Source organism: Billgrantia montanilacus, from assembly GCF_003336675.1.
GTDB lineage: Bacteria > Pseudomonadota > Gammaproteobacteria > Pseudomonadales > Halomonadaceae > Halomonas > Halomonas montanilacus.
Genome location: NZ_QPII01000025.1, coordinates 22,447 through 46,811, shown reverse-complemented (window position 1 = coordinate 46,811; position 24,365 = coordinate 22,447). Strand labels below are relative to the sequence as shown.

Annotated in this window: 24 protein-coding genes; 11 read left to right on the top strand and 13 right to left on the bottom strand. The window is 66.7% G+C overall.

What is annotated here, in order from left to right; genetic code table 11:
• The first annotated feature begins 197 nt into the window (after nt 1-197).
• The 4 genes from DU505_RS20910 to DU505_RS20895 are packed head-to-tail and all read left to right on the top strand — an operon-like array spanning nt 198 to nt 4,880.
• The gene (locus tag DU505_RS20910) at nt 198-1,298 is read left to right on the top strand and encodes an ABC transporter ATP-binding protein (protein WP_114480906.1); all 1,101 of its coding nucleotides are present in this window, start codon (nt 198-200) and stop codon (nt 1,296-1,298) included.
• 40 nt (nt 1,299-1,338) lie between these two features.
• On the top strand, nt 1,339-2,304 hold the full coding sequence (locus DU505_RS20905) for an ABC transporter substrate-binding protein (RefSeq protein WP_114480905.1): 966 nt from the start codon (nt 1,339-1,341) through the stop codon (nt 2,302-2,304).
• Entirely contained in the window at nt 2,304-4,013 is a 1,710-nt protein-coding gene (locus DU505_RS20900; RefSeq protein ID WP_220250977.1) for an ABC transporter permease, read from the top strand. The genes DU505_RS20905 and DU505_RS20900 overlap by 1 nt, the downstream gene beginning before the upstream one ends.
• A gap of 39 nt (nt 4,014-4,052) precedes the next feature.
• The gene (locus tag DU505_RS20895) at nt 4,053-4,880 is read left to right on the top strand and encodes an inositol monophosphatase family protein (protein ID WP_114480904.1); all 828 of its coding nucleotides are present in this window, start codon (nt 4,053-4,055) and stop codon (nt 4,878-4,880) included.
• On the opposite strand, the gene DU505_RS20890 is transcribed toward DU505_RS20895, so the two are convergent.
• The 5 genes from DU505_RS20890 to DU505_RS20870 are packed head-to-tail and all read right to left on the bottom strand — an operon-like array spanning nt 4,777 to nt 10,102.
• A complete protein-coding gene (locus DU505_RS20890) occupies nt 4,777-5,367 on the bottom strand; it encodes a histidine phosphatase family protein (RefSeq protein WP_114480903.1) in 591 nt (196 codons plus the stop codon). The two genes, DU505_RS20895 and DU505_RS20890, sit on opposite strands and share 104 nt — an antisense overlap.
• The gene (locus DU505_RS20885) at nt 5,354-6,382 is read right to left on the bottom strand and encodes an MBL fold metallo-hydrolase (RefSeq protein ID WP_114480902.1); all 1,029 of its coding nucleotides are present in this window, start codon (nt 6,380-6,382) and stop codon (nt 5,354-5,356) included. The genes DU505_RS20890 and DU505_RS20885 overlap by 14 nt, the downstream gene beginning before the upstream one ends.
• Nucleotides 6,379-7,425: an ABC transporter ATP-binding protein gene (locus DU505_RS20880; RefSeq protein ID WP_114480901.1), complete on the bottom strand. Its 1,047-nt coding sequence runs from the start codon at nt 7,423-7,425 to the stop codon at nt 6,379-6,381. The genes DU505_RS20885 and DU505_RS20880 overlap by 4 nt, the downstream gene beginning before the upstream one ends.
• A complete protein-coding gene (locus DU505_RS20875; protein WP_114480900.1) occupies nt 7,413-9,113 on the bottom strand; it encodes an ABC transporter permease in 1,701 nt (566 codons plus the stop codon). The genes DU505_RS20880 and DU505_RS20875 overlap by 13 nt, the downstream gene beginning before the upstream one ends.
• Nucleotides 9,114-9,115: 2 nt before the next feature.
• Nucleotides 9,116-10,102, bottom strand: coding sequence for an ABC transporter substrate-binding protein (locus DU505_RS20870; RefSeq protein ID WP_114480899.1), 987 nt, complete (start codon nt 10,100-10,102; stop codon nt 9,116-9,118).
• 179 nt (nt 10,103-10,281) lie between these two features.
• Between DU505_RS20870 and DU505_RS20865 the strand changes: the two genes are divergently transcribed.
• The 6 genes from DU505_RS20865 to phnE (DU505_RS20840) all read left to right on the top strand — a co-directional run bounded on the left by DU505_RS20865 (nt 10,282) and on the right by phnE (DU505_RS20840) (nt 15,656).
• On the top strand, nt 10,282-11,448 hold the full coding sequence (locus DU505_RS20865; protein ID WP_114480898.1) for a glycosyltransferase family 4 protein: 1,167 nt from the start codon (nt 10,282-10,284) through the stop codon (nt 11,446-11,448).
• Nucleotides 11,420-11,962: a phosphatase PAP2 family protein gene (locus DU505_RS20860; protein ID WP_114480897.1), complete on the top strand. Its 543-nt coding sequence runs from the start codon at nt 11,420-11,422 to the stop codon at nt 11,960-11,962. The genes DU505_RS20865 and DU505_RS20860 overlap by 29 nt, the downstream gene beginning before the upstream one ends.
• A 110-nt stretch (nt 11,963-12,072) precedes the next feature.
• The gene (gene phnD, locus DU505_RS20855) at nt 12,073-13,068 is read left to right on the top strand and encodes a phosphate/phosphite/phosphonate ABC transporter substrate-binding protein (protein ID WP_114480896.1); all 996 of its coding nucleotides are present in this window, start codon (nt 12,073-12,075) and stop codon (nt 13,066-13,068) included.
• 73 nt (nt 13,069-13,141) lie between these two features.
• Complete coding sequence (gene phnC, locus DU505_RS20850) at nt 13,142-14,005, top strand: phosphonate ABC transporter ATP-binding protein (RefSeq protein WP_114480895.1); 864 nt, start codon at nt 13,142-13,144, stop codon at nt 14,003-14,005.
• Complete coding sequence (gene phnE, locus DU505_RS20845; RefSeq protein ID WP_114480894.1) at nt 14,002-14,811, top strand: phosphonate ABC transporter, permease protein PhnE; 810 nt, start codon at nt 14,002-14,004, stop codon at nt 14,809-14,811. The genes phnC and phnE (DU505_RS20845) overlap by 4 nt, the downstream gene beginning before the upstream one ends.
• Nucleotides 14,812-14,840: 29 nt before the next feature.
• Nucleotides 14,841-15,656 (top strand): phosphonate ABC transporter, permease protein PhnE, encoded by an 816-nt coding sequence (gene phnE, locus DU505_RS20840; RefSeq protein ID WP_114480893.1) that lies wholly within the window; start codon nt 14,841-14,843, stop codon nt 15,654-15,656.
• Here phnE (DU505_RS20840) and DU505_RS20835 read toward each other — a convergent pair.
• Nucleotides 15,649-16,893: an MFS transporter gene (locus DU505_RS20835; protein WP_114480892.1), complete on the bottom strand. Its 1,245-nt coding sequence runs from the start codon at nt 16,891-16,893 to the stop codon at nt 15,649-15,651. The two genes, phnE (DU505_RS20840) and DU505_RS20835, sit on opposite strands and share 8 nt — an antisense overlap.
• A gap of 209 nt (nt 16,894-17,102) precedes the next feature.
• Here DU505_RS20835 and DU505_RS22650 point away from each other — a divergent pair, with 209 nt between their 5' ends.
• Complete coding sequence (locus tag DU505_RS22650) at nt 17,103-17,249, top strand: hypothetical protein (RefSeq protein ID WP_181872893.1); 147 nt, start codon at nt 17,103-17,105, stop codon at nt 17,247-17,249.
• A 63-nt stretch (nt 17,250-17,312) separates the two neighbouring features.
• Here DU505_RS22650 and DU505_RS20825 read toward each other — a convergent pair whose 3' ends face one another.
• The 7 genes from DU505_RS20825 to DU505_RS20795 all read right to left on the bottom strand — a co-directional run bounded on the left by DU505_RS20825 (nt 17,313) and on the right by DU505_RS20795 (nt 24,195).
• A complete protein-coding gene (locus tag DU505_RS20825; RefSeq protein WP_114480890.1) occupies nt 17,313-18,074 on the bottom strand; it encodes an ATP-binding cassette domain-containing protein in 762 nt (253 codons plus the stop codon).
• Nucleotides 18,068-19,102: a FecCD family ABC transporter permease gene (locus DU505_RS20820; protein ID WP_114480889.1), complete on the bottom strand. Its 1,035-nt coding sequence runs from the start codon at nt 19,100-19,102 to the stop codon at nt 18,068-18,070. Before DU505_RS20820 ends, DU505_RS20825 begins: the two co-directional genes overlap by 7 nt.
• Nucleotides 19,093-19,983, bottom strand: a complete 891-nt coding sequence (locus tag DU505_RS20815; RefSeq protein ID WP_114480888.1) for a heme/hemin ABC transporter substrate-binding protein — start codon at nt 19,981-19,983, stop codon at nt 19,093-19,095. The genes DU505_RS20820 and DU505_RS20815 overlap by 10 nt, the downstream gene beginning before the upstream one ends.
• Nucleotides 19,980-21,041: a ChuX/HutX family heme-like substrate-binding protein gene (locus DU505_RS20810; protein WP_114480887.1), complete on the bottom strand. Its 1,062-nt coding sequence runs from the start codon at nt 21,039-21,041 to the stop codon at nt 19,980-19,982. The genes DU505_RS20815 and DU505_RS20810 overlap by 4 nt, the downstream gene beginning before the upstream one ends.
• 14 nt (nt 21,042-21,055) lie before the next feature.
• The gene (locus tag DU505_RS20805) at nt 21,056-23,047 is read right to left on the bottom strand and encodes a TonB-dependent receptor domain-containing protein (protein WP_114480886.1); all 1,992 of its coding nucleotides are present in this window, start codon (nt 23,045-23,047) and stop codon (nt 21,056-21,058) included.
• Between the two features lie 89 nt (nt 23,048-23,136).
• On the bottom strand, nt 23,137-23,328 hold the full coding sequence (gene hemP / locus DU505_RS20800; RefSeq protein ID WP_245948110.1) for a hemin uptake protein HemP: 192 nt from the start codon (nt 23,326-23,328) through the stop codon (nt 23,137-23,139).
• A 201-nt stretch (nt 23,329-23,529) separates the two neighbouring features.
• Complete coding sequence (locus DU505_RS20795) at nt 23,530-24,195, bottom strand: SDR family oxidoreductase (RefSeq protein WP_114480885.1); 666 nt, start codon at nt 24,193-24,195, stop codon at nt 23,530-23,532.
• Nucleotides 24,196-24,365 lie beyond the last annotated feature (170 nt).

The following is a 24,365-nucleotide window of genomic DNA, read 5'->3' as shown; positions in this document are numbered from 1 at the left end:
CGCGGATTTGGCCGCGTTACGCGAGCCGACCATGGTGGGGCTCGCTGTAGTCGAATGACAGGCGACCATGCCGGCCTCTTCATTTAACGGACATCAAGATGACGTCTGACTGTCACATCGACTTGGCAAGGTAGATCACGATTGACTGCAACCCTGCCTGGATCAGGCAGCGGGCCATTTAAGGGAGGCAACGCCCCATGTCCTCGACTGCGCTGCGTATCGATCGCCTGCACAAGCGCTTCGGTGACACCGTGGCCCTGGACGGCATCGACCTCGCGCTGCGCCGGGGCCAGGTGCTGGCCCTGCTGGGCCCTTCCGGCTGCGGCAAGACCACCCTGCTGCGCTGTATCGCCGGCCTTGCCGAGGTCGACGGCGGCGAGGTACACCTCGAAGGACAGTGTGTCGCCGCCCCGGGCCGCCACCTGAGCCCCGATGATCGCCATCTGGGCATGGTCTTCCAGGACTACGCCCTGTGGCCGCACATGAGCGTCTACCAGAACGTCGCCTTCCCGCTGGAAATGCAGGGCGTCAAGGCCAACGCGCGACGCCCCCAGGTGGAGTGGGCGCTCTCCCTGGTCGGGCTTGGCGATTTCGCCGAGCGCTCACCCGGCGCGCTGTCCGGCGGCCAGCAGCAGCGGGTTGCCCTGGCCCGGGCCATCGTCGCCAAGCCGCGGCTACTGCTGATGGACGAGCCCCTCTCCAACCTCGACAAGGGCCTGCGCGAGAATCTGGCGCTGGAGATTCGCAACCTGATCGAGGAGCTCAACCTGACGGCGGTGTTCGTCACCCATGACCAGCACGAAGCCTTCGCCCTGGCCGATCGGGTGGCCGTGCTCCAGCACGGTCGGTTGCAGCAGATCGACTCGCCGGAGGCGCTCTTTCATACCCCGGCCACGCCGGAGATCGCCGACTTCGTCGACGCTGGCACCCTGCTCGACGGCCGGCTCGACGCCGAGGGCCTGGCACTTGCCGATGTCTATCTGCCGCTCGGCGCCGCCTGCGGTCATCGCGGCGAGGTAAGCGTGCTGCTGCCACGCCGCGCCCTGCGACTCTGTGCACCCGAGGAAGGCCTGCTGCGCGGGCGCATCACCGGCCGCCTGTTCCAGGGCGAGCACCTGTCGCTTCAGCTCACCCTGGCCGATGGCCGCACGCTCAAGCTGCATGCGCCCCATGCACCGGAGCGCGGCTGTCAGGCGGGTGTCGACATCGACGTCAGCGCCCTGCGCGCCTGGAATGCCGAGGCGCGCCTGCTCGACCTGATGCCACGCGCCGGCGTGGCCGCCAACGCCAGCGCCTGATGCGGCCTGGCCCACTTCTTTTCCTTCTTGGGAGCCTGCCATGCACGCCTTGAAACCCCTTGCCCTCAGCGCCTGCCTCGTGGCCCTGCCAGGCCTGGCCTCCGCCAGCGCCTTGACCGTCTACTCAGCGGGCCCCGGCGCGTTGATCGAGAATCTCGCCGCCGACTTTACCGAAGAGACCGGCATCGAGGTCAATGTCTTCCAGAGCACCACCGGCCAGGTGATGGCCCGCCTGGAGTCCGAGCAGGCCAACCCGCTGGCCGACGTGGTGATCTCCGCCTCCTGGGACAGCGCCGAGTCGCTGCATGAGGAGGGCCTGCTGCATGAGTACCTCTCACCCAACGCCGAAACGGTGCCCGACTTCCTCAAGACCGACCACTATGTCGCCCAGGGGGTCTCGGCCCTGGCCCTGGTGTGGAACCGCAACAGCGATGTCCCCGAACCCGGCGATTGGAGCGATCTGACCGATGCGGCCTATCGCGACCAGGTGACCATGCCCGACCCGGCGCAGTCCGGCGCCGCCTTCGAACTGATCAGCGGCCTGCTCACCGCCACGGGCGAGGAGGCCACCTGGCAGCTGCTGGAAGACCTCGCCGACAACGGCATGCTGGTGCCGGGGCCCAACGCCCGGGCCCTGAACCCGGTGCTGCAGGGGGCCAAGTCGGTGGTGTTCGGCGCGGTGGACTACATCTCCCTGGGCCAGCAGGCCGAGGGTGAAGCCATCGAAGTAATCTTCCCCGAGAGCGGCACGGTGATCGCGCCGCGGCCGATGATGATTCTGGCCTCCACCGCCATGCCCGACGAGGCCGAGCAGTTCGTCGACTTCGTGCTCTCCGAACAGGGCCAGGCGCGGGTCGCCGAGCGCTACCTGATGCCGTCACGCACCGATATCGAGGCGCTGCGCCCGACCATCGAGGAGCTGACCCTGATCGAGGTCGACAGCAACGCAATGAACGCCCAGCGTGAGGCGATTCTCGACCGCTTCCGCGAGGCCACGGGTAGCTGATGGCGGCGCGCCTCACCGTAGGCCTTCCCCAGCGCCTGCCCCGGGTCACCGGGGCAGGCGTCGTCATGCTGCTGACGGCGGCGGCCCTGCTGCTGCTGGTCGGGCTGCCGCTGCTCTACGTGCTGCTGCAGGCGATCTTTCCTGGCTGGTCGCGGGGCGAGCTGAGCGGCGCCTTCGGCCTGTTCGTGCCGCTGCTCTCCGACCCGGCGCTGCTCGGGCTGCTGGGCAATACGCTGCGACTGGGTATCGCCGTGGTGGTGGTATGTGCCCTGCTGGCCATCCCGCTGGGGGCGCTGCGCGCCCTGACCCGGGTGCCCGGCGGCGCCGCCTGGGACCTGATCTTCCTGATCCCGTTCATGATCCCGCCCTATATCGCCGCGCTGTCGTGGATGCTGACCCTGCAGCCGCGGGGCTACGCCGAACAGCTGAGCGGGCTCTCGGCCAGCGCTTTCCTGTTCTCTTTCTCGGGCATCGTCTTCGTGATGGTGCTCAACGTCTTTCCGGTGGTCTATTTCGCAGTATCGCGCACCATGATGAGCGTCGGCGGCCGCTACGCCGCCGCCGCCCGGGTCAGCGGTGCCGGCGGCTGGCGCGCCTTCTGGCGCATCACCCTGCCGCTCTCCACGCCGGGCATTGCCGCCAGCCTGCTGCTGGTGTTCGCGCTGACCATCGAGGAGTTCGGCACCCCGGCCACCCTGGGCGCCCAGGCCGGCTACAAGGTGCTGGTGACCGGGATTCACGAGCGCTTCGCCGACTGGCCCATCGACATCCCCGGCGCGGCGGTGCTGTCGCTGTTGCTGGTGATGCTGGCCATGGCGGCCTTCTACCTGCAGCACTGGCTGGTGACCCGGCGCTCCTTCGTCAGCCAGACCGGCAAGCGGACGGCGCCGGAGCGCATCGAGCTGGGGCCCTGGTGCTGGCCGGTAGTGGGCCTGTTCAGCCTGGTGGCGCTGATTGCCGTGGCCGTGCCCATTCTTGCCGTGCTGGCCACCGCCTTCACCGGCACGCTGTCCGGCGGCATTGCCTGGGACAACCTCTCGCTGCGCCACTTCGAGGCGCTATTCGCCAATCGTGGGGGCGCGATGCAGGCGCTCTCCACCAGCCTCGGGCTGGCCATCGGCACGGCCCTGCTGACCGGCGTGCTGGGTGCCCTGGTGGGCTACCTGGTGGTGCGTGCCCAGCTGCGCGGCAAGGGGCTGCTGGACCTGCTGTCGCTGCTGCCCAATACCATGCCCGGCATCGTCGTCGCGGTGGGCTTGATCCTGGCCTGGAACCAGAGCTGGTGGCCGATCCAGATCTACAACACCGGCGCCATGCTGCTGCTCGCCTATGCCTGCCTGCTGCTGCCCTACCCGGTGCGCTACGCTTCGGCGGCCTTCCGCCAGATGGGCGAGAGCCTCGAGGCCGCCGCACGGGTCTGCGGCGCCGGTTTCTTCACCGCCTTCCGGCGCATCCTGTTGCCGGCCCTGGCGCCAAGCCTGATCGTCTCGATGCTGCTGGTGTTCGCCATCGCCTCGCGTGAGCTGGTGGCCTCGCTGATGGTGGCCCCGGCCGGCATGCGCACGGTCTCGACCTTCGTGTTCGGCCAGTTCGAACAGGGCTCCCCCGGGGTCGGCATGGCCATGAGCGCCGTGGCGATCCTCACCACCACGGCGCTGCTGGTGGCGCTGACGCTATTCAGCCGTAAGCGGCTACCCATTTCAGGATGAATAGCCGCTCCTCCGTCAGGATTTAAAAGGAGAACTCATATGATCGGCAACTCAGAATCTCTGAGCGACACCCTCCAACTCGCCGCCCGGGCGGCCGGCGCGATTCTACGCGAGGGCTACCACGCCGCCGGAGCCATCGACTTCGAAAGCAAGGGCGCCTCGGACTTCGTGACCCATTACGACCGGGCGGCCGAGAACGCCATTATCGACACTATTCGCCGTGCCCATCCCGACGTGGGCTTCCTTGGCGAAGAGACCGGCGCCACCCCAGCGCGGGATGGTGAAATTACGGTGATCATCGACCCACTGGACGGCACCAACAACTTCCTGCATCGGGTGCCCCACTTCTCCGTCTCCATCGCTGTGCGCGAGGGCGACGCACTCACCCACGGGGTGGTCTACCAGCCGCTGCTGGACGAAATGCTGTGGGCAGAACGCGACCAAGGCACCTACCGTGGCGAGCAGCGCATCACGGCACCTCCCGCGCGGGCCCTGCACGAGATGCTGGTCGCCACCTGCCTGCCCTACCACGCCAAGGGCGACTGCCCGACCAGCCTGTCCCAGATGGCCGACCTGATGCCGAGGGTGGCGGGCATTCGAGCCCCCGGCTCGGCAGCACTCGAAATCGCCTATGCCGGCATTGGCCGCTTCGACGCCTTCTGGTCCCAGGGAGCCCGGCTGGAGCTCTGGGATATCGCCGCCGGCATCGTCATCGCCCGGGAGGCGGGCTGCACGGTCACCGACCTCACCGGCAACCCGGCACCTACCGAGTGGACCAGTCTGCTGGTAGCCCACCCCGAACGGCACGACGAACTGAGGGAGGCGATACGTAGCGGTGAACCTGCCAGCCCAACAGGCCAGGCCTGATCAAAAACGGTGTCGCATTGGGCAGCCGGGAGCCATTCGGGCTTCCGGTCAGCTGGGCACGGATGACCCGAAAGACGCCCGAATGAGCCACCACCAGCGGCATCTCCGCACTTGCCAGCGTGCCGTTCAGCGCCGTCAATACGCGGGCCTGAAAGCTCGCCCAGCTCTCACCACCGGGCGGGGTCGCCTCGTAGGCAGGCTGATGCGTCAGACGCCATTGGTCCAAACGCCCCCAGTCGCGCTCGTCGAGCCCGCTCAGCCGCACTGCCTCCTGGCCTGGCACAGCCAGTTCGGCGGTACGCCAGGCGCGCTGTAGCGTGCTGGTGACGACCCGACTCCAGGGCCGGTCGAGCCACGCAGCGGCCTGCCGCGCCTGGGCCTCACCCTGTGCCGTCAGCGGCACGTCACAGCGCCCGCAAATGCGATCCTCGCGATTGAGCTGCGTCTCACCATGGCGGATAAAGACGAATGACCTAGCCAACAGCATCGCTGCCCTCCTCCGAAAAAGCTGGCTCGTCTGCCATCAGCGACTCGCTCACTTCGCGCACCTCGGTGGTAAAGAGGGGGATCACCTGCCCCACTCCCAGTTGCCGTGTCAGCGCCCGCATATGGGAAAGCCGCAGGTGGACGTTCCAGCGCTGCCAGTCGACCTCCCCGGTGGCCCTCTGGCGCTGACGCCGGGGCGTGAGATAGCCCGTATGCAGCAGCCGATGCGCCGGCCACTCCTGCGGGTCGTCGTCGCGGTCTTCCACCAGCCATAGCAGGGGCGAATCCTTACGGGCAGCGTCGAGCAGCCGGCGGATGGCAGCGTCGTGCCCTTGCCGGCGAAGCGTACGGGGTAGCCTCAGCAACGCCTCGAGCCCCGCGCGGCAGGCGTCGTCCAGATTCCAGACGACACCAAGCTCGTCGAGCCACAGCGCCATCTCCAGTGCTCGGCCCGAGACCGGCACCGGCAGCACTCGAGGCTCGCTCAGCCGCTGCGCGATGGCCTCGCGACACTGCGCCTGGGGCGTATCGTAGCTGCCATAGGAGGCGTCGAGCAGCGCAACGCGAGCCGGGGGCGGCTGGTCGAAAGGAAAGAGCAGCGACTCACGGCAGGCGTCGCCGCTGTAGAATACGCCGTCACCAATGCCGAGATGCAGCCACACGCCACCGAGCGAATGCCCCGCCTGGCCGGTGGTCACCGGGATGCCCGCGATTCGGCACTGGCCACGCTCGGGTAGCGCTCGCCACTCGCGGCCACTGGGCAGCGCCGCCGCCACCTCGCCGGTGCAATAGAGCGGCAGCTCGGCGGGCAGCGCCGATACACCGCCAATGTGGTCGATGTGGTCGTGGCTGATCAGCACAGCGTCGACGTCCAGTCCTTCTGCCCAGGCCATCGACTGGCCCGGGTGCAGGGCGCCACCGGCGTCGAGCAGCAGGCGCCTGCCCTCGGCCTCGACCAGGATGGCGGCGGGTGCCTTGTCGCCCAGTCCGCTGAGCACCTCGATGCGTAGGCTCATGTCTCGGGCTCCAGGCACCAGCCCTCGCGCAGGATCAGGGCCACCTGCTGCCCTTCGCCCAGCGCCGTCTGGTGGTAGGCCAGCAGCGCTTCACCGCTTTCGAGGCGCAGGTGCAGCTCATAGCGTTCGCCGCGGAAGGTCACGCGCTCCACTCGTCCACGCAAATCCTGCGGGGAAAGGGCATCGGATAGCACCGTCACGTGCTCCGGGCGCACCAGCACCGGCTGGATCCGCTCGGCAGGAGCGGCGGCAAGTCCACGCATCAGCGTGGCCTCCTCCAGGCGTTGGCCCGGCCGCCCGGCAGCCACGTTCAACAGGCTGCCCTGGCCGATGAAGCTGGCCACCCAGGCGGTTCGCGGCTGGCGATAGAGCGTTTCCGGCGTGCCCCACTGCGCCAGCCTGCCGTCGCACATGACCGCGATGCGGTCCGCCAACGCCATGGCCTCGCTCTGGTCATGGGTGACGTAGACCAGGGTGGCCTGGGTGCGGCGGTGAAAGTCACGAAAGCTCTGCTCCATGGCCGCACGCAGGTGGCGGTCGAGGTTGGCCAGCGGCTCATCCAGCAGCACGACGTCGGGATCGGTGACCAGGCAGCGCGCCAGCGCCACGCGCTGACGCTGGCCGCCGCTGAGTTCCTGCGGCGAGCGCTCGGCATACGGCGCGAGACCCACCAGCGCCAGCGCCTGGGCCACCCGGCGCCGGTACGTCTCGCCATCCAGGCGGCGCAGCTTGAGCGGGTAACCGACGTTATCGGCCACGCTCATGTGCGGCCACAGGGCGTAGGACTGGAACACCATCGCCATGTTGCGCCGTTCCGGCGGCACGTGATGCTCGTGGCTGGCCAGGGTCCGCCCGCCCAGGCGAATCTCCCCTTCACTGAGCGACTCGAAGCCGGCCAGCATGCGCAGCATGGTGGTCTTGCCGCAGCCGCTGGGGCCGAGCAGCGCGACGAACTCTCCCGGGGCGATGTCCAGGGAGAGCGCCTCGACGGCAGGGTGCTCACCGAAGCGCTTGGTGACACTATCGATCGTCAACCCTGCCATGGCACGACCCCCTTGGGCAGGCGCGGCGCCAGCAGGCTCAGGCAGAGCATCAACGTGGCGACCATCAACACCACCAGCACGGAAACCGCGGCGGCCAGCACGCTCTCGCCGCCTTCGTCGAGGTTGAAGATCAGCACGCCCAGGGTCTCGTTCCCCGCGCTCCACAGCAGCGCCGAGACGGTCAGCTCGTTCACCGCCAGCAGGAATACCAGCAGCCCACCGGCGAACAGCGCCGGGGCCACCAGCGGCAGTACGATGCCACCCAGGCGACGCCAGGGGCCGGCGCCTGCCAGCTGCGCGGCCTCTTCCAACGAGGGGTCGAGCTGGGCGAGCCCGGCGGCCACCGGCTTGAGGCACACCACCAGGAAGCGCGCCAGGTAGGCGACGAAGATCAGCCCCAGGGTGCCGTAGAGCGCCACGTTCACAACAGGGATGGGGCGCACGAAGAGCAGGATGCAGGCCACCGCCAGCACCACGCCGGGTAGCGCATAGGGCAGCTCGATGGCACTCAGCGCCAGGTTCTGCCAGCGCTGGGGCAGGCGCTGCAGCCGGTAGGCCAGCGGCAGGCTGCAGAGCATCAGTACCACGGCGGCGCAACCCGCCAGCCACAGGCTGTTGCGCACCGCGCGCCAGGTCGCCCCCTGGCGGCCGATCACCTCGTGATAGGCGCTCAGGGTGGCGGTTTCCCAGCTCAGCGGCACGCCCATGGCGGGTACCAGCGAGCTCGCCACCAACGCCGCCAAGGGTGCGACCAGAATCGTCAGCAATACCGCCACCAGCAGGGCGGTCACCCCGCCTCGCCAACGCCCCAGCGAGAAATCGTGGGCGCGGCCACCGTGCCCCACCAGGCCAAAGCGGCTGCGCTTCATCCACGCCTGCTGCAGTGCCACCCCGGCCAGCGCCAGCACGCCGATCAGCAACGACAGCGAGGCCATCTCCGCCAGCACGCCGGTGCCGAAACTGGCCATGCGCTGGTAGATCAGGGTCGGCAACACGTAGTAGCCGGCGGGAATACCCAGCATGGCGGGTATGCCGAAGTTGCCCAGGCTCGAGATGAAGGCCATGGCGGCGCCTGCGATCATGCCGCTGCGGGTCACCGGGAGGATGATCTGCCCCCACACCTGGGCCTGGCGGGCGCCGCTGATGCGGGCCGCCTCGACCAGCTCGCGGGGGAGAGAAAGCAGCGAAGTGCGCAGCGCCAGAAACACCAGCGGTGCGCTCTGGATGCCCAGCAGCAGGGCGATGCCCTCGGCCGAGTAGAGCGGCTGGGGGCTGCCCAGGGGCGGCGCCATGCCGATGCTTTTCAGCAGCGGGCTGGCGGGGCCGAACAGCTGCAGCCAGCTCAACGCGGTGACCTGGGGCGGGATCATCATCGGCAGCATGAAGCAGAACACCAGCCAGGCCTTGCCGCGAATGTCCGTGAGAGTGATCACGAAGGCAAACAGGCTGCCCAGCACCAGCGCAATCAGCATGCCCAGTCCCGAGGTATAGAGGCTGCGCCACAGCGCCCGCCATGTACTCTCGGCCTGCAGCACCCGCCACAGCGGCGACTCGCTGCCCTGGGCCAGGTCGCCCAGCGCCTCCATCAGCAGGCGCAGGCTGGGCACGAGGCTGAGCGCCACGATGACGAGCATGAGCAGGGTAAGCAGCCAGCGATGCTGGCTGCTATCGGCGAGACCCGGTGTCATGGTCAGCTTCCGAACAGGTCGCCGAAGCGCTGCTTGAGTTCGGCTTCCCTGGTCAGGGCGCTTTCGACGTCCAGCGGCATCAGCGCGATATCGTCACGGGCGGGGAAGCCTGCTGGCGGGGCGACCTCGGGATGTGCCGGAAGATAGCCCTGCTCGCTGACCAGCTCCTGGCCTTCACGCGAGAGAACGAAGTCGACGAACTTTTGCGCCGCCTCGACGTTCCTGGCGCCCTGCATGATCGCTACCGGCTCGGTCACGGCGCTCACGCCCTCCTCGGGGAACACGAACGCCACCGGCGAGCCCTTGGCCGCTTCGCGGATCGGCAGGAAGTCCACCACGATGCCGTAGGGTTTGGTGCCCGACGCCACGGCGTTGAACACGCCGCCGTTGCCGCCCTGGGCCTCGACACGATTGGCCTGGAGTGCCGCGTAGTACTCTTCGCCGAGTTCGGGGTTGGCCTCAAGCGTCGCCATGTGAATCAGCGCGGCACCGGAATAGAGCGGGCTCGGCATGGTCACCTGCCCTTCGTACTCGGGCTGGGTGAGCTCCCGCCAGCTCTGGGGCTGCCGTTCGGCCCCGGTATTGTAGACGATGCCGGTGGTGATCAGCTTGGTGCCGTAGTAGTAGCCTTCCGGCTCGTAGAGTTCGGCGGCATAGGCCTCGCGTTCCGGGCTCAGGTAGGGCTGCAGATGCCCTTCTTGCTTGAGCGACTCCAGGGTCATGCTGTCGGCGATCAACAGCACATCTGGGTTGCTGACGCCGGCGGAGAGTTCGGAGCGCAGCCGGGTCATCAGCTGCGTGGTGCCATCCCGCACCCACTCCACCTCGATCTCGGGGTAGGTCGCCTGGAAGGCATCGACGGTTTGCTGGGCATCGCTGTTGGGCTGGCTGGTGTAGAGCACCAGCTTCTCGTTACCGAGAGCCGGAAGGGCCAGGCCGGCAAGAACCACGGCGGCGGAGAGGGCCGCTGACAGGGGGCGCTTCGACATAAGGAAAACCTCCGATGAGTGAGCCCCATCGACATTACTGTCATTGGCTTACAGCGCGATGACAGTACGCTTTCGCTCGGATGTCACGTCTTCATCATGTCGCTGTCGCCGGACCGTCATCGCTCGGTGTCAGCCTTGTCGACAGGAGCCCTACAGGGCCGGCAAACGATGAGGAGCCCATGCGTATCTGTCTGGTCAGCGAAACCTGGTCGCCCGATATCAACGGCGTGGCCAACACGCTTCATCAGTTGAGCCGGGAACTCCTGGCAAGGGATGTGGCCCTGCAGCTCGTTCGCCCCGAGCCGCATGCACCCGGCAGGCGAAAGAGCCGCACGCCCGGCATGCAGGCCGAGCTCAAGGTGCGTGGTATCCCTCTGCCCGGCTACCGCGACGTGCGTGTCGGCATGCCCGCTACACGTCGCCTGCTGCAGCTGTGGCAGAAGCAGCGCCCCGAAGTCGTCTACCTCGCGACTCAAGGGCCGCTGGGCTGGTCGGCCAGGCGTGCCGCCCAGCGCCTGTCCATTCCGGTGGTAGCAGGCTGGCATACCAACTTCGACCACTACTGTCATGACTATGGTGTGCCGTGGCTGGCACCGATCCTGCTCGGGGCCTTGCGTCGCTTTCACAACGGCTGCACCACCACCCTGGTTCCCACGCACCGCCAGGCCGAGGCGCTGGCAGAACGGGGCTTTCTCAACCTGAACGTGATGGGAAGAGGTGTCGATGGCGAGCGCTTCTCTCCCATCCACCGCGACCCCGAGCTGAGACGCGCCTGGGGTATCGATGATCACGTACCGGTTGCTCTCCATGTCGGTCGGCTCGCCTCGGAGAAGAATCTCGACCTGCTGCAGGAGAGCTTTCACACCATGCGCCTGGCCAGACCGGATATGGGACTGGTCATCGTGGGTGATGGCCCCGCCCGTCGCTCCCTGGAACAGGCGCTTCCCGAGGCCCACTTCACCGGATTCCTGCCAGAGCTTGAGCTGGCTCGCCACTATGCCAGCGCCGACCTGTTCATCTTTCCCTCTCTGTCGGAAACCTGGGGCAACGTGGTGTCCGAGGCCATGGCCAGCGGCCTGGCCGTGCTGGCCTATGACCATGCCGCCGCTGCCGAACTGATCGACGACGGCATCAACGGCGTCGTAATCGCGCCTAATGACAGCAAGCGATTCTGCGATGCCGCCGCCGCTCTCTGCCGACAGCCCGCCCGCTATGCGCGACTGGGCCGAGCCGCTCGCCAGCGCGCGCTGAGCAGCCACTGGCCGGCCATTGCCGATACCTTCCTGTCACACCTCGAACAGGCACGGGAGACCGCCTATGCGCCCACGCGCCACTGCACTATTTGACCGTCTCGACCTGCTTGAATGGCAGCTTTGTCGCCGCATTGCGCGCCTCAGCCTGCACCGCCCCTGGCTTGCCACCCTGCGGCTTGCCAGCAAGCTGGGAGACTGGCCGGTCTGGGTCGCACTGATCGCCGCCCAACCGCTGCTGCATGAGAGCCTGGGCATCCAGCGCTTGCTCCAGTACAGCATCACCGCCCTGGTCGCCATTGCTGTCTACCGACTGGTCAAGACCCGCCTGTGCCGCGAGCGCCCCTTCATCACCTTCGTCAATATCATCCAATGTGGCGAGCCGGCACGCGACCGCTACAGCTTTCCCAGCGGACACACCATGCATGCGGTGATGTTCTGCGTGATGACGTCGGTTCATGCCCCCTGGCTGATGCCGCTGCTGGTACCGCTGTCGCTGCTCATCGCCCTGTCACGGGTCGGCCTCGGGCTGCATTACATCAGCGACGTGGTGGCCGGGGCAGCCATCGGATGGGCATTCGCCCTGGCGAGCCTTCACCTGGCCGGCTAGAAGAAGCGACATCCCATCTTCATCCCATCGACACAACCCTGACCCGACACCGTCACAACCGGCCGCCAAGATGACGCCTGCCATTCATTCCCGCTCAGCAGGTGAGATCGATGCGACCCAAGACGACTGCACTTCAGAACCGGCCCCTGGCCGCCCTACCCCGCACCCTGATCGGCACGGCACTTGCCGGCGCCCTTGCCCTCACCGCCTTCCAGGCCAGTGCCGATCTGTCGTCCCGCTTCATCGATGAGGACGGCGACATGGTCGCGGACAGCCCCACCGAGGCGTCCCAGTGGGTCGACCCCGATACGCTGGTCTTCGCCTATACCCCGGTGGAGGACCCGTCCGTCTACGCCGAAGTGTGGGCCGGCTTCCTGGAGCATATGGAAGAAACGACCGGCAAGCGGGTGCAGTTCTTCCCGGTCCAGTCCAACTCAGCCCAGCTGGAGGCCATGCGCGCCGGTCGCCTGCATGTGGCCGGCTTCAATACCGGTGGCGTGCCGGTAGCGGTCAACTGCTCCGGTTTCGTGCCCTTCACCATGATGGCCGCCGAGGACGGCTCCTTCGGCTACGAGATGGAGATCATCACCTATCCCGACAGCGGCATTGATACCGTCGAGGATCTGGAGGGACGCAACCTCGCATTCACTTCAGAGACCTCGAACTCGGGATATCGCGCCCCTTCGGCACTGCTGCGCTCCGAATACGGCCTGGAGAGTGGCGAGCACTTCGAGGCCGCCTTCTCCGGCAGCCACGACAACTCGATCCTCGGCGTGGTGAACAAGGACTACGATGCCGCTGCCATCGCCAACTCTGTCGCCCGTCGCATGATCTCCCGCGGCGTGGTGAACGAGGGTGACTACGACGTCATCTACACCTCCGACACCTTCCCCACGACGGCCTACGGCCACGTCTACAACCTTCATCCGGAACTGGTCGAGAAGGTCCAGGACGCCTTCTTCAGCTACGACTGGGAAGGCAGCGCACTGCAGGCGGAGTTCGCCAACTCCGGCGAAGCGCAGTTCATCCCCATCACCTATCGGGAGAACTGGGAAGTCATCCGTACCATCGCCGAGGCGAACGGGGTCACCTACGACTGCGATTGAGCCAGGAACGGATGATCTGCACCGGCCGGGAAGCTCCTTCCCGGCCTTCGTTCATCGATAACGGAGAAGGCTCATGCTGACGCTATCCGGTGTTTGCAAGCGTTACCCCACCGGGGACCGTGCGCTGACCAATATCGACCTGACCCTGCCCCGCGGCCAGGTACTCGCCCTGATCGGCCCCTCGGGTGCCGGCAAGAGCACCCTGATTCGCTGCGTCAATCGCCTGGTGGAGCCCAGCGAGGGGAGTATCCGTCTGGGCGATACCGAACTGACCTTGCTATCCGGTCAGCAATTGCGCAAGGCCCGTCGCGCCATGGCGATGATCTTCCAGGAGTACGCCCTGGTGGACCGCCTGACGGTCATGGAAAACGTGCTCTCCGGGCGGCTCGGTTACGTGGGCTTCTGGCGCAGCTTCCTGCGTCGTTACCCCCGGGAGACCGTGGCCGAGGCGTTCCGCCTGCTCGAGCGGGTCGGCCTGGCACACGCGCTGGACAAGCGTGCCGATGCGCTCTCCGGCGGCCAGCGACAGCGGGTCGGCATCGCCCGTGCCCTGCTGCAGAGCCCCCAGTTGCTGCTGGTCGACGAGCCTACCGCGAGCCTCGACCCCAAGACCTCGCGCCAGATCATGCGACTGATCCGCGAGCTATGCGCCGAGCGCGAGCTGGCCGCGATCATCAACATTCACGATGTGGCGCTGGCGCGGCAGTTCGCCGACCGCATTGTCGGGCTACGGGCCGGCGAAATCGTCTTCGATGGCAAGCCTGCCGAGTTGACCGCCGAGATCCTCACTACCATCTATGGGGAGGAGGACTGGGATACCCAGGCCGCGGAGGAAGAGGAGCACCCTTCGGCTATCCCGCTCCAGCCTTCAGTGGCACCGATCCCCCTGGCCCCGAGCCTGGCTCCTGACCTCCTGGCCACGGGAGGCCCACGATGAGTCGCCAAGGACTCGCCAGCCAGGGCCAGTGGCGGCGACTGCCCTTCATCGCCGATCCCAAGCTGCGCTGGGGGCTCGCCATCGGAGCGGTCGTCTATCTGGTGCTGGCGCTCTCTACCGTGGACGTCAATTGGGCGCGCGTCGCCGAGGGTGCCAGCCGCGGGCTCAACTTCCTCTCGGCCTTCGCCCAGCCGGATTTCGTCAGCCGGCGCACCGATATCGTCAATGGTCTGCTGGAAAGCCTGACCATGACGCTGACCTCCACGGTGATCGGGGTGGCACTGGCCATCCCCGTGGGGCTGGGTGCGGCCCGCAACATCGCCCCCTGGCCGGTCTACCTGCTGTGCCGAGGCATCATCACGGTGTCGCGTACCTTCCAGGAAGTGATCATCGCCATCCTCTTCGTGGTGATGTTCGGCTTCGGCCCGCTGGCCGGCATGATCACCCTGGCCTTCGCCACCATCGGCTTCATGGCCAAGCTGCTGGCCGAGGACATCGAGGATCTGGACTGGCGCCAGGTGGAGGCAGTCCGCGCCACCGGGGCGAGCTGGTGGCAGACCATGAATCACGCCGTGCAGCCTCAGGTCATGCCGCGCCTGATCGGCCTCTCCATGTATCGCCTGGATATCAACTTCCGCGAGTCGGCGGTGATCGGCATCGTCGGTGCCGGTGGCATCGGCGCCACGCTCAACACCTCGATCAGCCGCTACGAGTACGACACCTCGGCGGCCATCCTGCTGATCATCATCGGTATTGTGCTGCTGTGCGAGTATAGCTCCAGTCACGTGCGCCGCTGGACTCAGTGAGCGTCCGGCCCGCCTAGAGGAATCTCATCATGCCCGTTTCGACGACACCCCAGGGCACGCCCACCTGGCGTCTACGCACCACACGAGCCCAGTGGCTGGGCTACCTGGCGTGGCTGGCTGGCGTATCGCTGTTCCTGCTGTGCTGGAAGATGATCTCGGACAACACCATGTGGGTGTTCGTCGAGGATGCCGGCCGCCAGGGCAGCGACCTGCTCAGCCGCATGCTGCCGCCGCAGTGGAGCTATGCCCACCGGCTGTGGAAACCGATGTGGGATACGATCAACATCGCGACACTGGGCACCCTGCTGGGTATCGCCATGGCCTTCCCGGTCGCCTTCCTGGCGGCGCGCAACACCTCCCCGCATCCGCTGGTTCGCAGTCTCGCCCTGGTGATTATCGTCTCGTCACGCTCGATCAACTCATTGATCTGGGCGATGCTGCTGGTGACCATCCTCGGTCCGGGCGTGCTTGCCGGGATCATCGCCATCGCGCTGCGCTCGATCGGCTTCATCGGCAAGCTGCTCTATGAAGCCATCGAGGAGATCCACCCCACCCCGGTCGAGGCGATCAGCGCCACGGGGGCCGGACGGATGCAGGTAATGAGCTATGGCGTGCTGCCCCAGGTGATGCCCGCCTTCGCCGGCATCAGCGTCTACCGCTGGGACATCAATATCCGGGAATCCACCGTGCTGGGGCTGGTGGGTGCCGGCGGTATCGGCCTGCAGCTCAATTCCGCGATCAACAGCCTGGCCTGGAATCAGGTGAGCGTGATCTTCCTGATGATATTCGTCACCGTGCTGGCCTCGGAGTGGGTTTCCGCCCGGGTACGCCACGCCATCATCTGAGGACCGTGGTGATCTCGGCGGCATGGCTGGCCCGTCGGCAGTGATGCAGACAGAGGATCGCCAACCCGCCGGTGATGGCGGGCAACAGGAAGCCCACCGAATAGCTGCCGGTTAGCCACACGATCAAACTGAACAGCGCGGGACCCACCAGCACACCCATATAGGTCAGTACCAGTACCGCCGCGGTGGCCTCGCCCACCTCGCCGGGCTGGCAGCGCCGCGCCACCTCGCCCAGATAGACCCCGTTCCAGCCCACCGCCGTGGCGCCGGCCATCACCAGCAGGACAAGGGTCATCCAACTGGGGACCACGGTACCGAGCACGGCCAGCAGGAGAAAGATCACGGCGATGACGGCGGCCAGGCCGAATAGCACCGGCAGGCTGGCCCCCAGGCGGTCGGCCAGTGCCCCCCAGGCCAGGCGCCCGCTCACCCCGCCCATGTGGACCAGTGACACCACGGCGCCCGCCATCACCAGGCTCAGCAGCAGCTCCTCGACCATGTAGGCCACCGCGAAGCTGAGCAGCGAGAGCTGCGCCGCCGAGAGACAGAAGCCGGTAGCGCCCAGCCAGCGCATGGCACGGGAGCGGCGCAGCACGCCCAGGCTGCCGGCGCGCTGCATACGCACGCTGGCATCCCGACTGACATCCCAGCGGGAGCGCCGCGGCTGCAGCAGCAACAGTGTGGCAAGGCTGGCCGCGCCCACCGCCAGGAAGGCCGCCTGCCAGTTCCAGAAGGCCGCCAGCGGCGGTGCCATCAGGCCGGCCAGCACACCGCCCAGGGGGACGCCGGTCTGCTTGATGGAATAGACGAGATTGCGTCGTTCGGGCGGCGTGAACCGGGACAGCAATTCCGCCGCCGCGGGGCTGGTGATGCCGTAGGCCAGGCCCAGCATCAAGGTGGTGGCGAGCAGCGCCAGTGGCGTGCCAAGCAGCGCCAGCGCGCAGCCCCCCATCACCAGCGCGATGGCCAGCTGGCTGGCCCGACAGCCGCCCAGGCGCCGGGCGAGCACCGCCGACTGCAGCGAGGTAAGCATCGCCACTCCATAAAGCAGGCTGACCTGCAGCCCCACCCAGCCGGTCGGCACGCCGAAAGCGGCGGCAATCTGTGGCGCCAGGGTCGGCACCAGCAGCATCCCCGCGCTGCACAGTACCTGCACCCAGGTCGCGGCCAGCAGCACCACGAGCCCCTCGCCCCATTCGGGAGAGACGGGGGGCTGGACGGTAGGAGATGGCGGCATGGGCGCGCTTCCTGGCCAAGGAAACCGTTAGCCTACACACAATCGGTCTATTCTCGCCAATTCTTGCCGACAACACGCACCCGACAGCGCCCTCTACAACGTATGCCGAGTGAGCATGGCGACTGCTTCATCGAGACGAATGAAGCGGACATATCGCTGTCACGTACCCCGCATAGCATGGCCAGACATACCTATAGCACGGTGTCCCCATGGCAAACAGGAAACGTGACCCACTCAGCGAAGAAGAAGTCGAGTACCTGGTACAGCTGGCAAATGGCAATGCCCTGGCCAGGCAGCGCAAACATGACCGGGAGAAAGCCTTGCGCCAGAAGCATCGGCATTATCGAGACGATTGAGGCCATGCTTGACATGATTTCGCTTCGGCAAACCCACTTTGGGGAAACCGGTTTCAAGCAGGCTCACGGCGTCAGCGCCAACCAGGCTGGGCCCCCGTCAGGCCTGGCCAGTGCCTGCAGCTCGGCGCGATAGATACGGGCGAGATCCTCGGGCTCCAGCACCTCCTCTGGGGGGCCTCCCGCGATACGCTGGCCCTCTTCCATCAGCCAGACCCGGTCGGCATAGGTCCCCGCCAGATTGAGTTCATGCAGCACACAGACGATGGCCATGTGCTGCTGCCGCGCCAGCTGCCGAAGACGCCGCATCAGCCGCTGCTGCTGGCCGATGTCCAGCGCACTGGTGGGCTCATCGAGCAGCAGTAGACCACCATCCGGGGCACCGTCGTGTCGACGGGCCATGAGTTGGCAAAGCCCTCTGGCGACCATCACTCGCTGTCGCTCGCCCCCGGAGAGGCGCAGTACGCTGCGATCGGCCAGGCTGACGAGCTCCAGGTCCGCTAACAGCTGCTCGACGAGTGCCGGCTCCGGGTCGCTCCCCAGGGCCACCATGTCGCGAACCGACCAGTCGAAGCCCATTGGCTCCTGCTGCGCCACCAGGGCTCGTCGACTGGCCAGCGTGGCGGGCGTCCACGCCTCGATCGTTCGTCCATCCAGGGTCACCACACCTAGCTGAGAGGTGCGAAAGCCGGAGAGCAGCGAAAGCAGCGTGCTCTTGCCGGCACCGTTGGGCCCGACGATGGCCAACAGCTCACCGGGGACGACCTTGTCCTGGATCGGTGCCAGGCAGGGCGGGTCGACGAAACCCGCCCGATGCAGGATCAGCATCTCGGGCTCCGTCGCAGCAGCAAATAGAGGAAATAGGGTCCGCCCAGCAGGCTGGTCAGCAGTCCCACCGGGATCTCTGCCGGCATGGCCAGGGTCCGCGCCAGGGTGTCGGCCACCACCAGCAACAGCGCGCCACCCAGCATCGAGGCCGGCAGCAGCAGGCGATGCCCGGGGCCCAGCCATAGCCTCAGGCAGTGCGGCACCAGTAACCCCAGGAAACCGATGATACCGGTGAGCGCCACGCACAGCCCGACACCCAACGAGGTGGCTACCACCACATGACGCTTGAGCCGCGGTGCATCCAACCCCGCGGCATGGGCGGTGGCTTCACCCAGTTGCAACAGATCCAGCCCCCGGGCACTGCGCAGCAGCAGGAACAGTGCGGGCGGCACCAACACACTGGCCGCCAGCGTGGCACGCCACAGCGCGTGGGATAGCGTGCCCATGCCCCACAGGCTGAGCTGGCGCAGCTGTTCGTCGCTGGCCATGAAGGCCAGCAAACCACCCCCGGCACCGGCCAGGGTATTGATCGCCAGGCCCGCCAGCAGCAGGGTAAATACGGCGGCACTGCCGCCATGGCGCCCGGCCAGGCCGAAGACCACCACGCAGACGCCCAGGGCACCGAGGAACCCAGCCAGGAATTGCCCGTAGAGCGCCACCGGGCCACTGCCCTGGAAGAGCACGATCCAGATGGCCACGGCCAAGCCGGCACCGCTGGCGAGGCCCAGCAGCGTCGGGTCGGCCAGCGGATTGCGGAACAGCCCCTGCATCGCGGTGCCGCTGCCGGCCAGCATGGCGCCCACCAGCACGCCGAGCAGCAGGCGCGGCAGACGCAACTGCCACCAGACCTGAAAGCCCAGCTCATCCACCTGGCCCGAGAGAAGAGCCAGTGGCGACAGTCCCAGCACGCCGGAAGCGGCACTCCACATCAGCGCCAGCAGCAGCGCGACGCCCAGCCCGAGCAATACCCTGGCACGCCCTGATGGGCGAGCGGTCAGGGTGCGGCGGCCCGGCAGAGTCACCTCCATGCCACACGCCTCCCCGGAGGCTGATACCACGACACTGACAGCGGCATGCGCTCCAGCGTCCTGCGCAGCTCCAATAATAGCCTTGGCGTGCGTGGGCCGAAGCCCAGCATGCCCTGGTCATCGATGACGATCAGTCGGCGGTCGCGGCCTGCCGGCGTCATGTCGAGCCCCGGCAGTTGCCACAGCGCCCCTTCGCCGCCCAACGCATCCAGCCCGTGTCGGGATATCAGCACCAGGTCGGGGCCATGACGCACCAGCGCCTCGCCGCTCACCGGACGATACCCCGTCATGCCATCGAAGGCGTTACGCAGCCCCACCGCCTCCATGGCAGCCGCTGCCGCTGTGCCGTCACCGGACACCAGCGGGGTCGTGCCGGTGTGATTGAGAATGAACATGGCCCCGATATCCGGCAGCGGTGGCAATGCGTCAAGCCGGTCGAGCTCCTGTTGAATCCCATCAGCCAGTGCACGCCCCTCTGGTTCCAGCCCCAATGCCGCGGCCACTTCGCTCACCTTGTCGGGTATCGCCCCCAGGCCGGTGGGCGCCTCGATCCGCACGACCGTCACGCCCACGGCGTCAAGCTGCCGCAGCACTTCTTTGGGCCCCGCGTACCGGCTGGCCAGCACCCGGCTCGGGCGCACTGACAGCACGCTTTCTGCCGACAGTCGCCGCAGATAGCCCACCGACGGCAACACCGCCAAGCTGTCGGGGTAAAGGCTGGTGTCATCGCGGGCAATCAGCTTCGCCCCTGCGCCCAGTGCCACCACCGTCTCGGCAATATCACCGCCCAACACCACCAGGCGCTCGTCGCTGGCCTTCGCCTGGCTGGAGACGATGAGAGCCAGCCAGAACAGCAGGCCAAGCACGGGATGAGCTGTCATGCCACCGCCTCCTGCGGTTGGCAGTCCTCCAGAAGGCGACGCCAGGTGGGCCGCTCCGGTCGCCCCTCCTGACGCTCGGCGTAGAGCTGCAGCACCAGCTCCCCCTCGGTATCGAAGGCTTCCAGACTGGTGACGCCGCCATCGCGATTGGGCTTGTGGACCCGCCATACATGCCCGATGGCCGCATCATCGAGGTGCAGGGTGAACTGTTCGCCGAACAGGTTGAGCCAGCCTCGACGCCGCTCGGGCGTGACCAGCTGGCCGGTACGAATCTGCACACACCCCGGGCTCGCCACGAACAGCATCATCGGCAGGCGCTGCTCCACCGCGCGCCTCAGTACATCTTCCACGGCGCCGGACGCCAGGGACTGAGTGAAGTGGCCTTCCATCAGCGCATTGGCTTCATGGCGCTTGAGCCCATGGCGCCGGATCAGGCCGAAGAACTGATGCACATCGCTCATCGCCGCCCACTCGCCGGCCAGCTCGGGAATCTGTGGCAACGGTCTCGCTCCGCTGGGCGCCAGCTGTGTAAACGCCGGTGGCACTGCGTTCCCCACCTTGACGAGTGCCTGCCAGGCAGGGGCCGGCTCCTCGTCGAGAGCGAAACACTTGTGCAAGGCTCGGCCATGGCGGTCGAATATCTGCAGGCTCCAGCGTAGCGTCGTACCCCCTTTTCCGGCGGGTAGCATGTCTCGAATCAGGCAGGTCCAGTGCCACTGGCCGAAAAGCAGGCGCAGGTCGAGGCCGCCAGGATCCAGCATCAGCCCCATATGAAGCCCGCCAGCGCTCAGCCGCGGATAGATGGCCTCTTGCTCCAGCACGGCGAGCCGCGACCGGGTCAGTGCCTTGATCCGACCCAACTGATGCATCCGGGCCGCCAGGTCGCGGGGCGTCAGCGGCAGGCTCCAGACATCACGACCGATGCGTGCCGCCTGCAACTCCCCTTCGCTGATCGAGAGGCGCTCGGCGATGCTGATGGCGTGCAGCCGGGGCTGAGCCTCACGCGCTGCATCGAAGGCTTCCAGAATGGCACGTTGACGTGAAGAGGGCGTTGTCATGGGATCCTCCTGAATTACCACTGAAGGTTGAGGGTCGCGAACAGGCTGCGCCCGTCGCCGAGGCTGCCGTCGGGGCGATACCAGACCTTGTCCGCCACGTTGCGCAGCCGCATCGAGGTATCGAGTGACGGCGTGATCTGCCAGGCCAGCTGCAGGTCATGGAGCCCATAGCCGGGCAGTGCGTCATCGCTGTCCCGCTTGTCGAAGGACTCGGCGAAGCGGGCTCGCCAGCCCAGCACCACGTCGTGGCCGGTGATCGCCAGATCGGCGCCCAGGGTGCCTTCCAGCGGGGTCAACTGTCCCAGTGGCGCGTCGTTGTCGCGATCCTTGCCGGACACTTCGGCCAAGCCGGCGAAGGCTCGCAGCGACGGCAGCGTCGACGGTTGCCATTCGAGGCGGGCATCGAAGCCCCACAGCTGGGCGCGATTGACGTTGGTGGCCTGGGTGGTGCCAGCGATGATGTCGACGGCGGTGTCGATGAAGTCATCGGCACGGGTGTCAAAATAGGCCGCTCGCAGGCCCCAGTCGCCAGCCCGCCACGAAAATCCGCTCTCATGGGTGCGGCTGGTTTCAGGCTGCAGGTCTGGATTGGGCACCCAGAAGTTGTCGGGGAAACAGAAGAACGGCGAGGGACAGAACCCGGCGAAATGACGTTCGCTGGCGTAGAGCTCGGACAGGCCGGGCGCCCGGAATGCTTCGGCGTAGCCGCTGTACAGCATCAGCCTCTCGGTGGGCCGCCAAGCCAACCGCACGCGCGGTGATACGCGGTCCTCGGTACTGCTGCGACTCTCACGGCCTTCGGCGTCATAGCGGTCGTAGCGAGCGCCGAGGCCCAGATCGAACTCCCCTGACCCTCCATCGGCAACGAAGTGACCGACCGTCAGCGTGTTGTCGAGATAGAACGCCTGGGTATCGATATCGGCGCGCGGGAAACCGTTAGCCATACCGTCCGGCACCTGCCGGGCCTGCTCCACCTCGACACCGAAGGCCAGCGTCTGCGATAGCCAGCCGTGGTCGAAAACATGGTAGCCATCGCTCTGCGCGCCCAGCCTCTCCAGGGTACGGTTGGCAGCCGGCTCGTCGATCGCCTGCCGGCTCAGCGTCAATCTCGAGGTCATGTCGGTGGCGGCGGTCGGCTGCCAGCGATGCCCCAGCTGCAGGTTGTCGCTGGTCACGCTGCGATCGCGCAGCGGGTTGCTGGCGTCGAACCCCAGCTGCTGCGGATTGGCGGGCTGTGTCGCATCTTCGTCGTAGTGCTGCCAGCTGACGAAGAGACGCTGTGTCGGTACAGGCTCCCAGCCGCCCTTGGCGAGCAGGCTGTGCAGCCGCGCATCGTCGGGTGCCTCGTCGCCGCCTGCCCGGCGAATATCGCCGGATTCGCTGCGCCCGATCGCCACCAGGCCATCCACCTCTCCGCGGGAGGTGTCACGGCGACCGAAGAGGCTGAGCGTGACACCCAGCTCGTCACTGGCCGTGGCGCCGCCGATGGAGAACCGTGCCCCTCGGGACTCACCCGGCCGCAACAGGTCCGCGGCATCCACGGTGTCGAAGCTCACCACGCCGCCCATGGCATTGCTGCCGTAGAGGCTCGACAGGGCGCCGCGGGCGACCTGCACCTCGCGCAGCAGCGCCGGGTCGACGAAGAAGTTGCCGATATGGCCGGTGGAAATGTCCTGTCGCACGCCATCGAGGCGAACCAGCACCCCGTTGCGACCGAAGCCTCGCAGGCTCAATGTCTGCCCGCTCCGTCGTCCCTGCCCGGCCACATGAAGGCCCGGCTGCTGGCTCAGCACGTCTTCCACGCGGCTAGCCGTGGAGAGCGTCGGGTCATTACGGTCAATCACGTCGACGATCATCGGCGCCCGCGACAGATCGGTGGGTACGCGGGTACCGGTGACGGTCAGGGCATCGAGTGCCGCTTCAGCGCTGGAGCTCTCGGTGCCTTGCGCCGAGAGAGGCGGCAGCATCAGGAAAGCCAGGGTAGCGATGGAGAGTGTGTGTTTCATTGGCCAGACGTTTCCCGGAAAGTGTCAGGGTGATCGGCTGGCTGGGTGCGGCGTGGCCGCGGCCTGGCTGGCGGGTGTCGAACGGTTTGTCAGGTGGTGAGAATCAGCTTGCCCAGTCGGGTGCGACGGAGCATGTAGCGCCTCCCCTCGTGATGAATGACCAACTTGTCGTCGGGGCCGAGCAGGGTGCGGCTATCGACCTCTCTGCACTGCTCGCGGTCATCGAAGCGGGCCTCATGGCCAAGAATCATGTCACGGGGCGAACCGTCAGGCGGGTGCATGCGATTCACTGCCTCTTGTTAATGATAACGATTATCACGGATAATTTAGCAGTTCGCCTCCGCAACCTCAAGCCGGGCTTATCTATCGATTGGAGGTCAAGACCGTCTATCACCCGGGCTCGTTCTGCCCGGGCGAACGCGTTAATTCTCGCGCCTGTCACGAACCCAAGGAGGCTCTATCCATCGGCGACGGCTCCTGCCTTACCAGGGCAGCGGTTCGCCGTTGCTGTGCCAGAAGGTACCCGTGGTCTCGAGTGTCAGTGCCGCGATACGCGCCGCGATGCCGGCTGCGGCCTCCTCCGGTGAAATCATGCCGCCGAAATTGACCATGCGGGTCTTCACGAAACCGGGATGGAGCTGGATGACCGAAATCCCGCGGGGGGCCAGGTCAATGGCCAGCGACTTGCCGAAGGCATTGAGTGCTGCCTTGGAGGCGCGATAGCCGTAGCGACCTCCGGAATCGTTGTCGGCGATCGATCCCATGCGGCTGGTTATGTTGGCGATCTTGCTGCCTTCCCCCAGGTTGTCGAGCAACGCCTCCACCACGGCGAGCGGCGCGTAGGCATTGATCTCCATCTGTTCCCGGATGGTGTCGAAATTCAGTTCGTCCAGGGACTCGTCGCGCAGCAGGCCGGCGTTGTTGATCAGCAGGTCGAGCCGCTGATCCTTCACCTTCTCGGCGAGTCGGGTGACATCGGCGGCACGGGTCACATCGATACCTTCCACCACCCGGCTGGCCACTGCGTCCAGCTCGGCGGATGTCTGGCGACAGACCCCGATCACCTGCCAGCCCTCGCCATGATAATGCCGGGCCAGTGCCAGGCCGACGCCGCGGTTGGCACCGGTGATCAAGACGGTTGAGGACATGATGACTCCTGTTGATGGGTAGATAAGGTTGGTAGTACGGTCGGTTGAACGTTGACGGGAGAGTTTTCCGGCTTTCACAGAGAGAGGTTGGGGGTCCCGGGGCTCACTTCAAGTGACAAGCACTCCCCACTGCCCCTCAACGAAGAAGCCCCGTATAATGGTTACGTAAT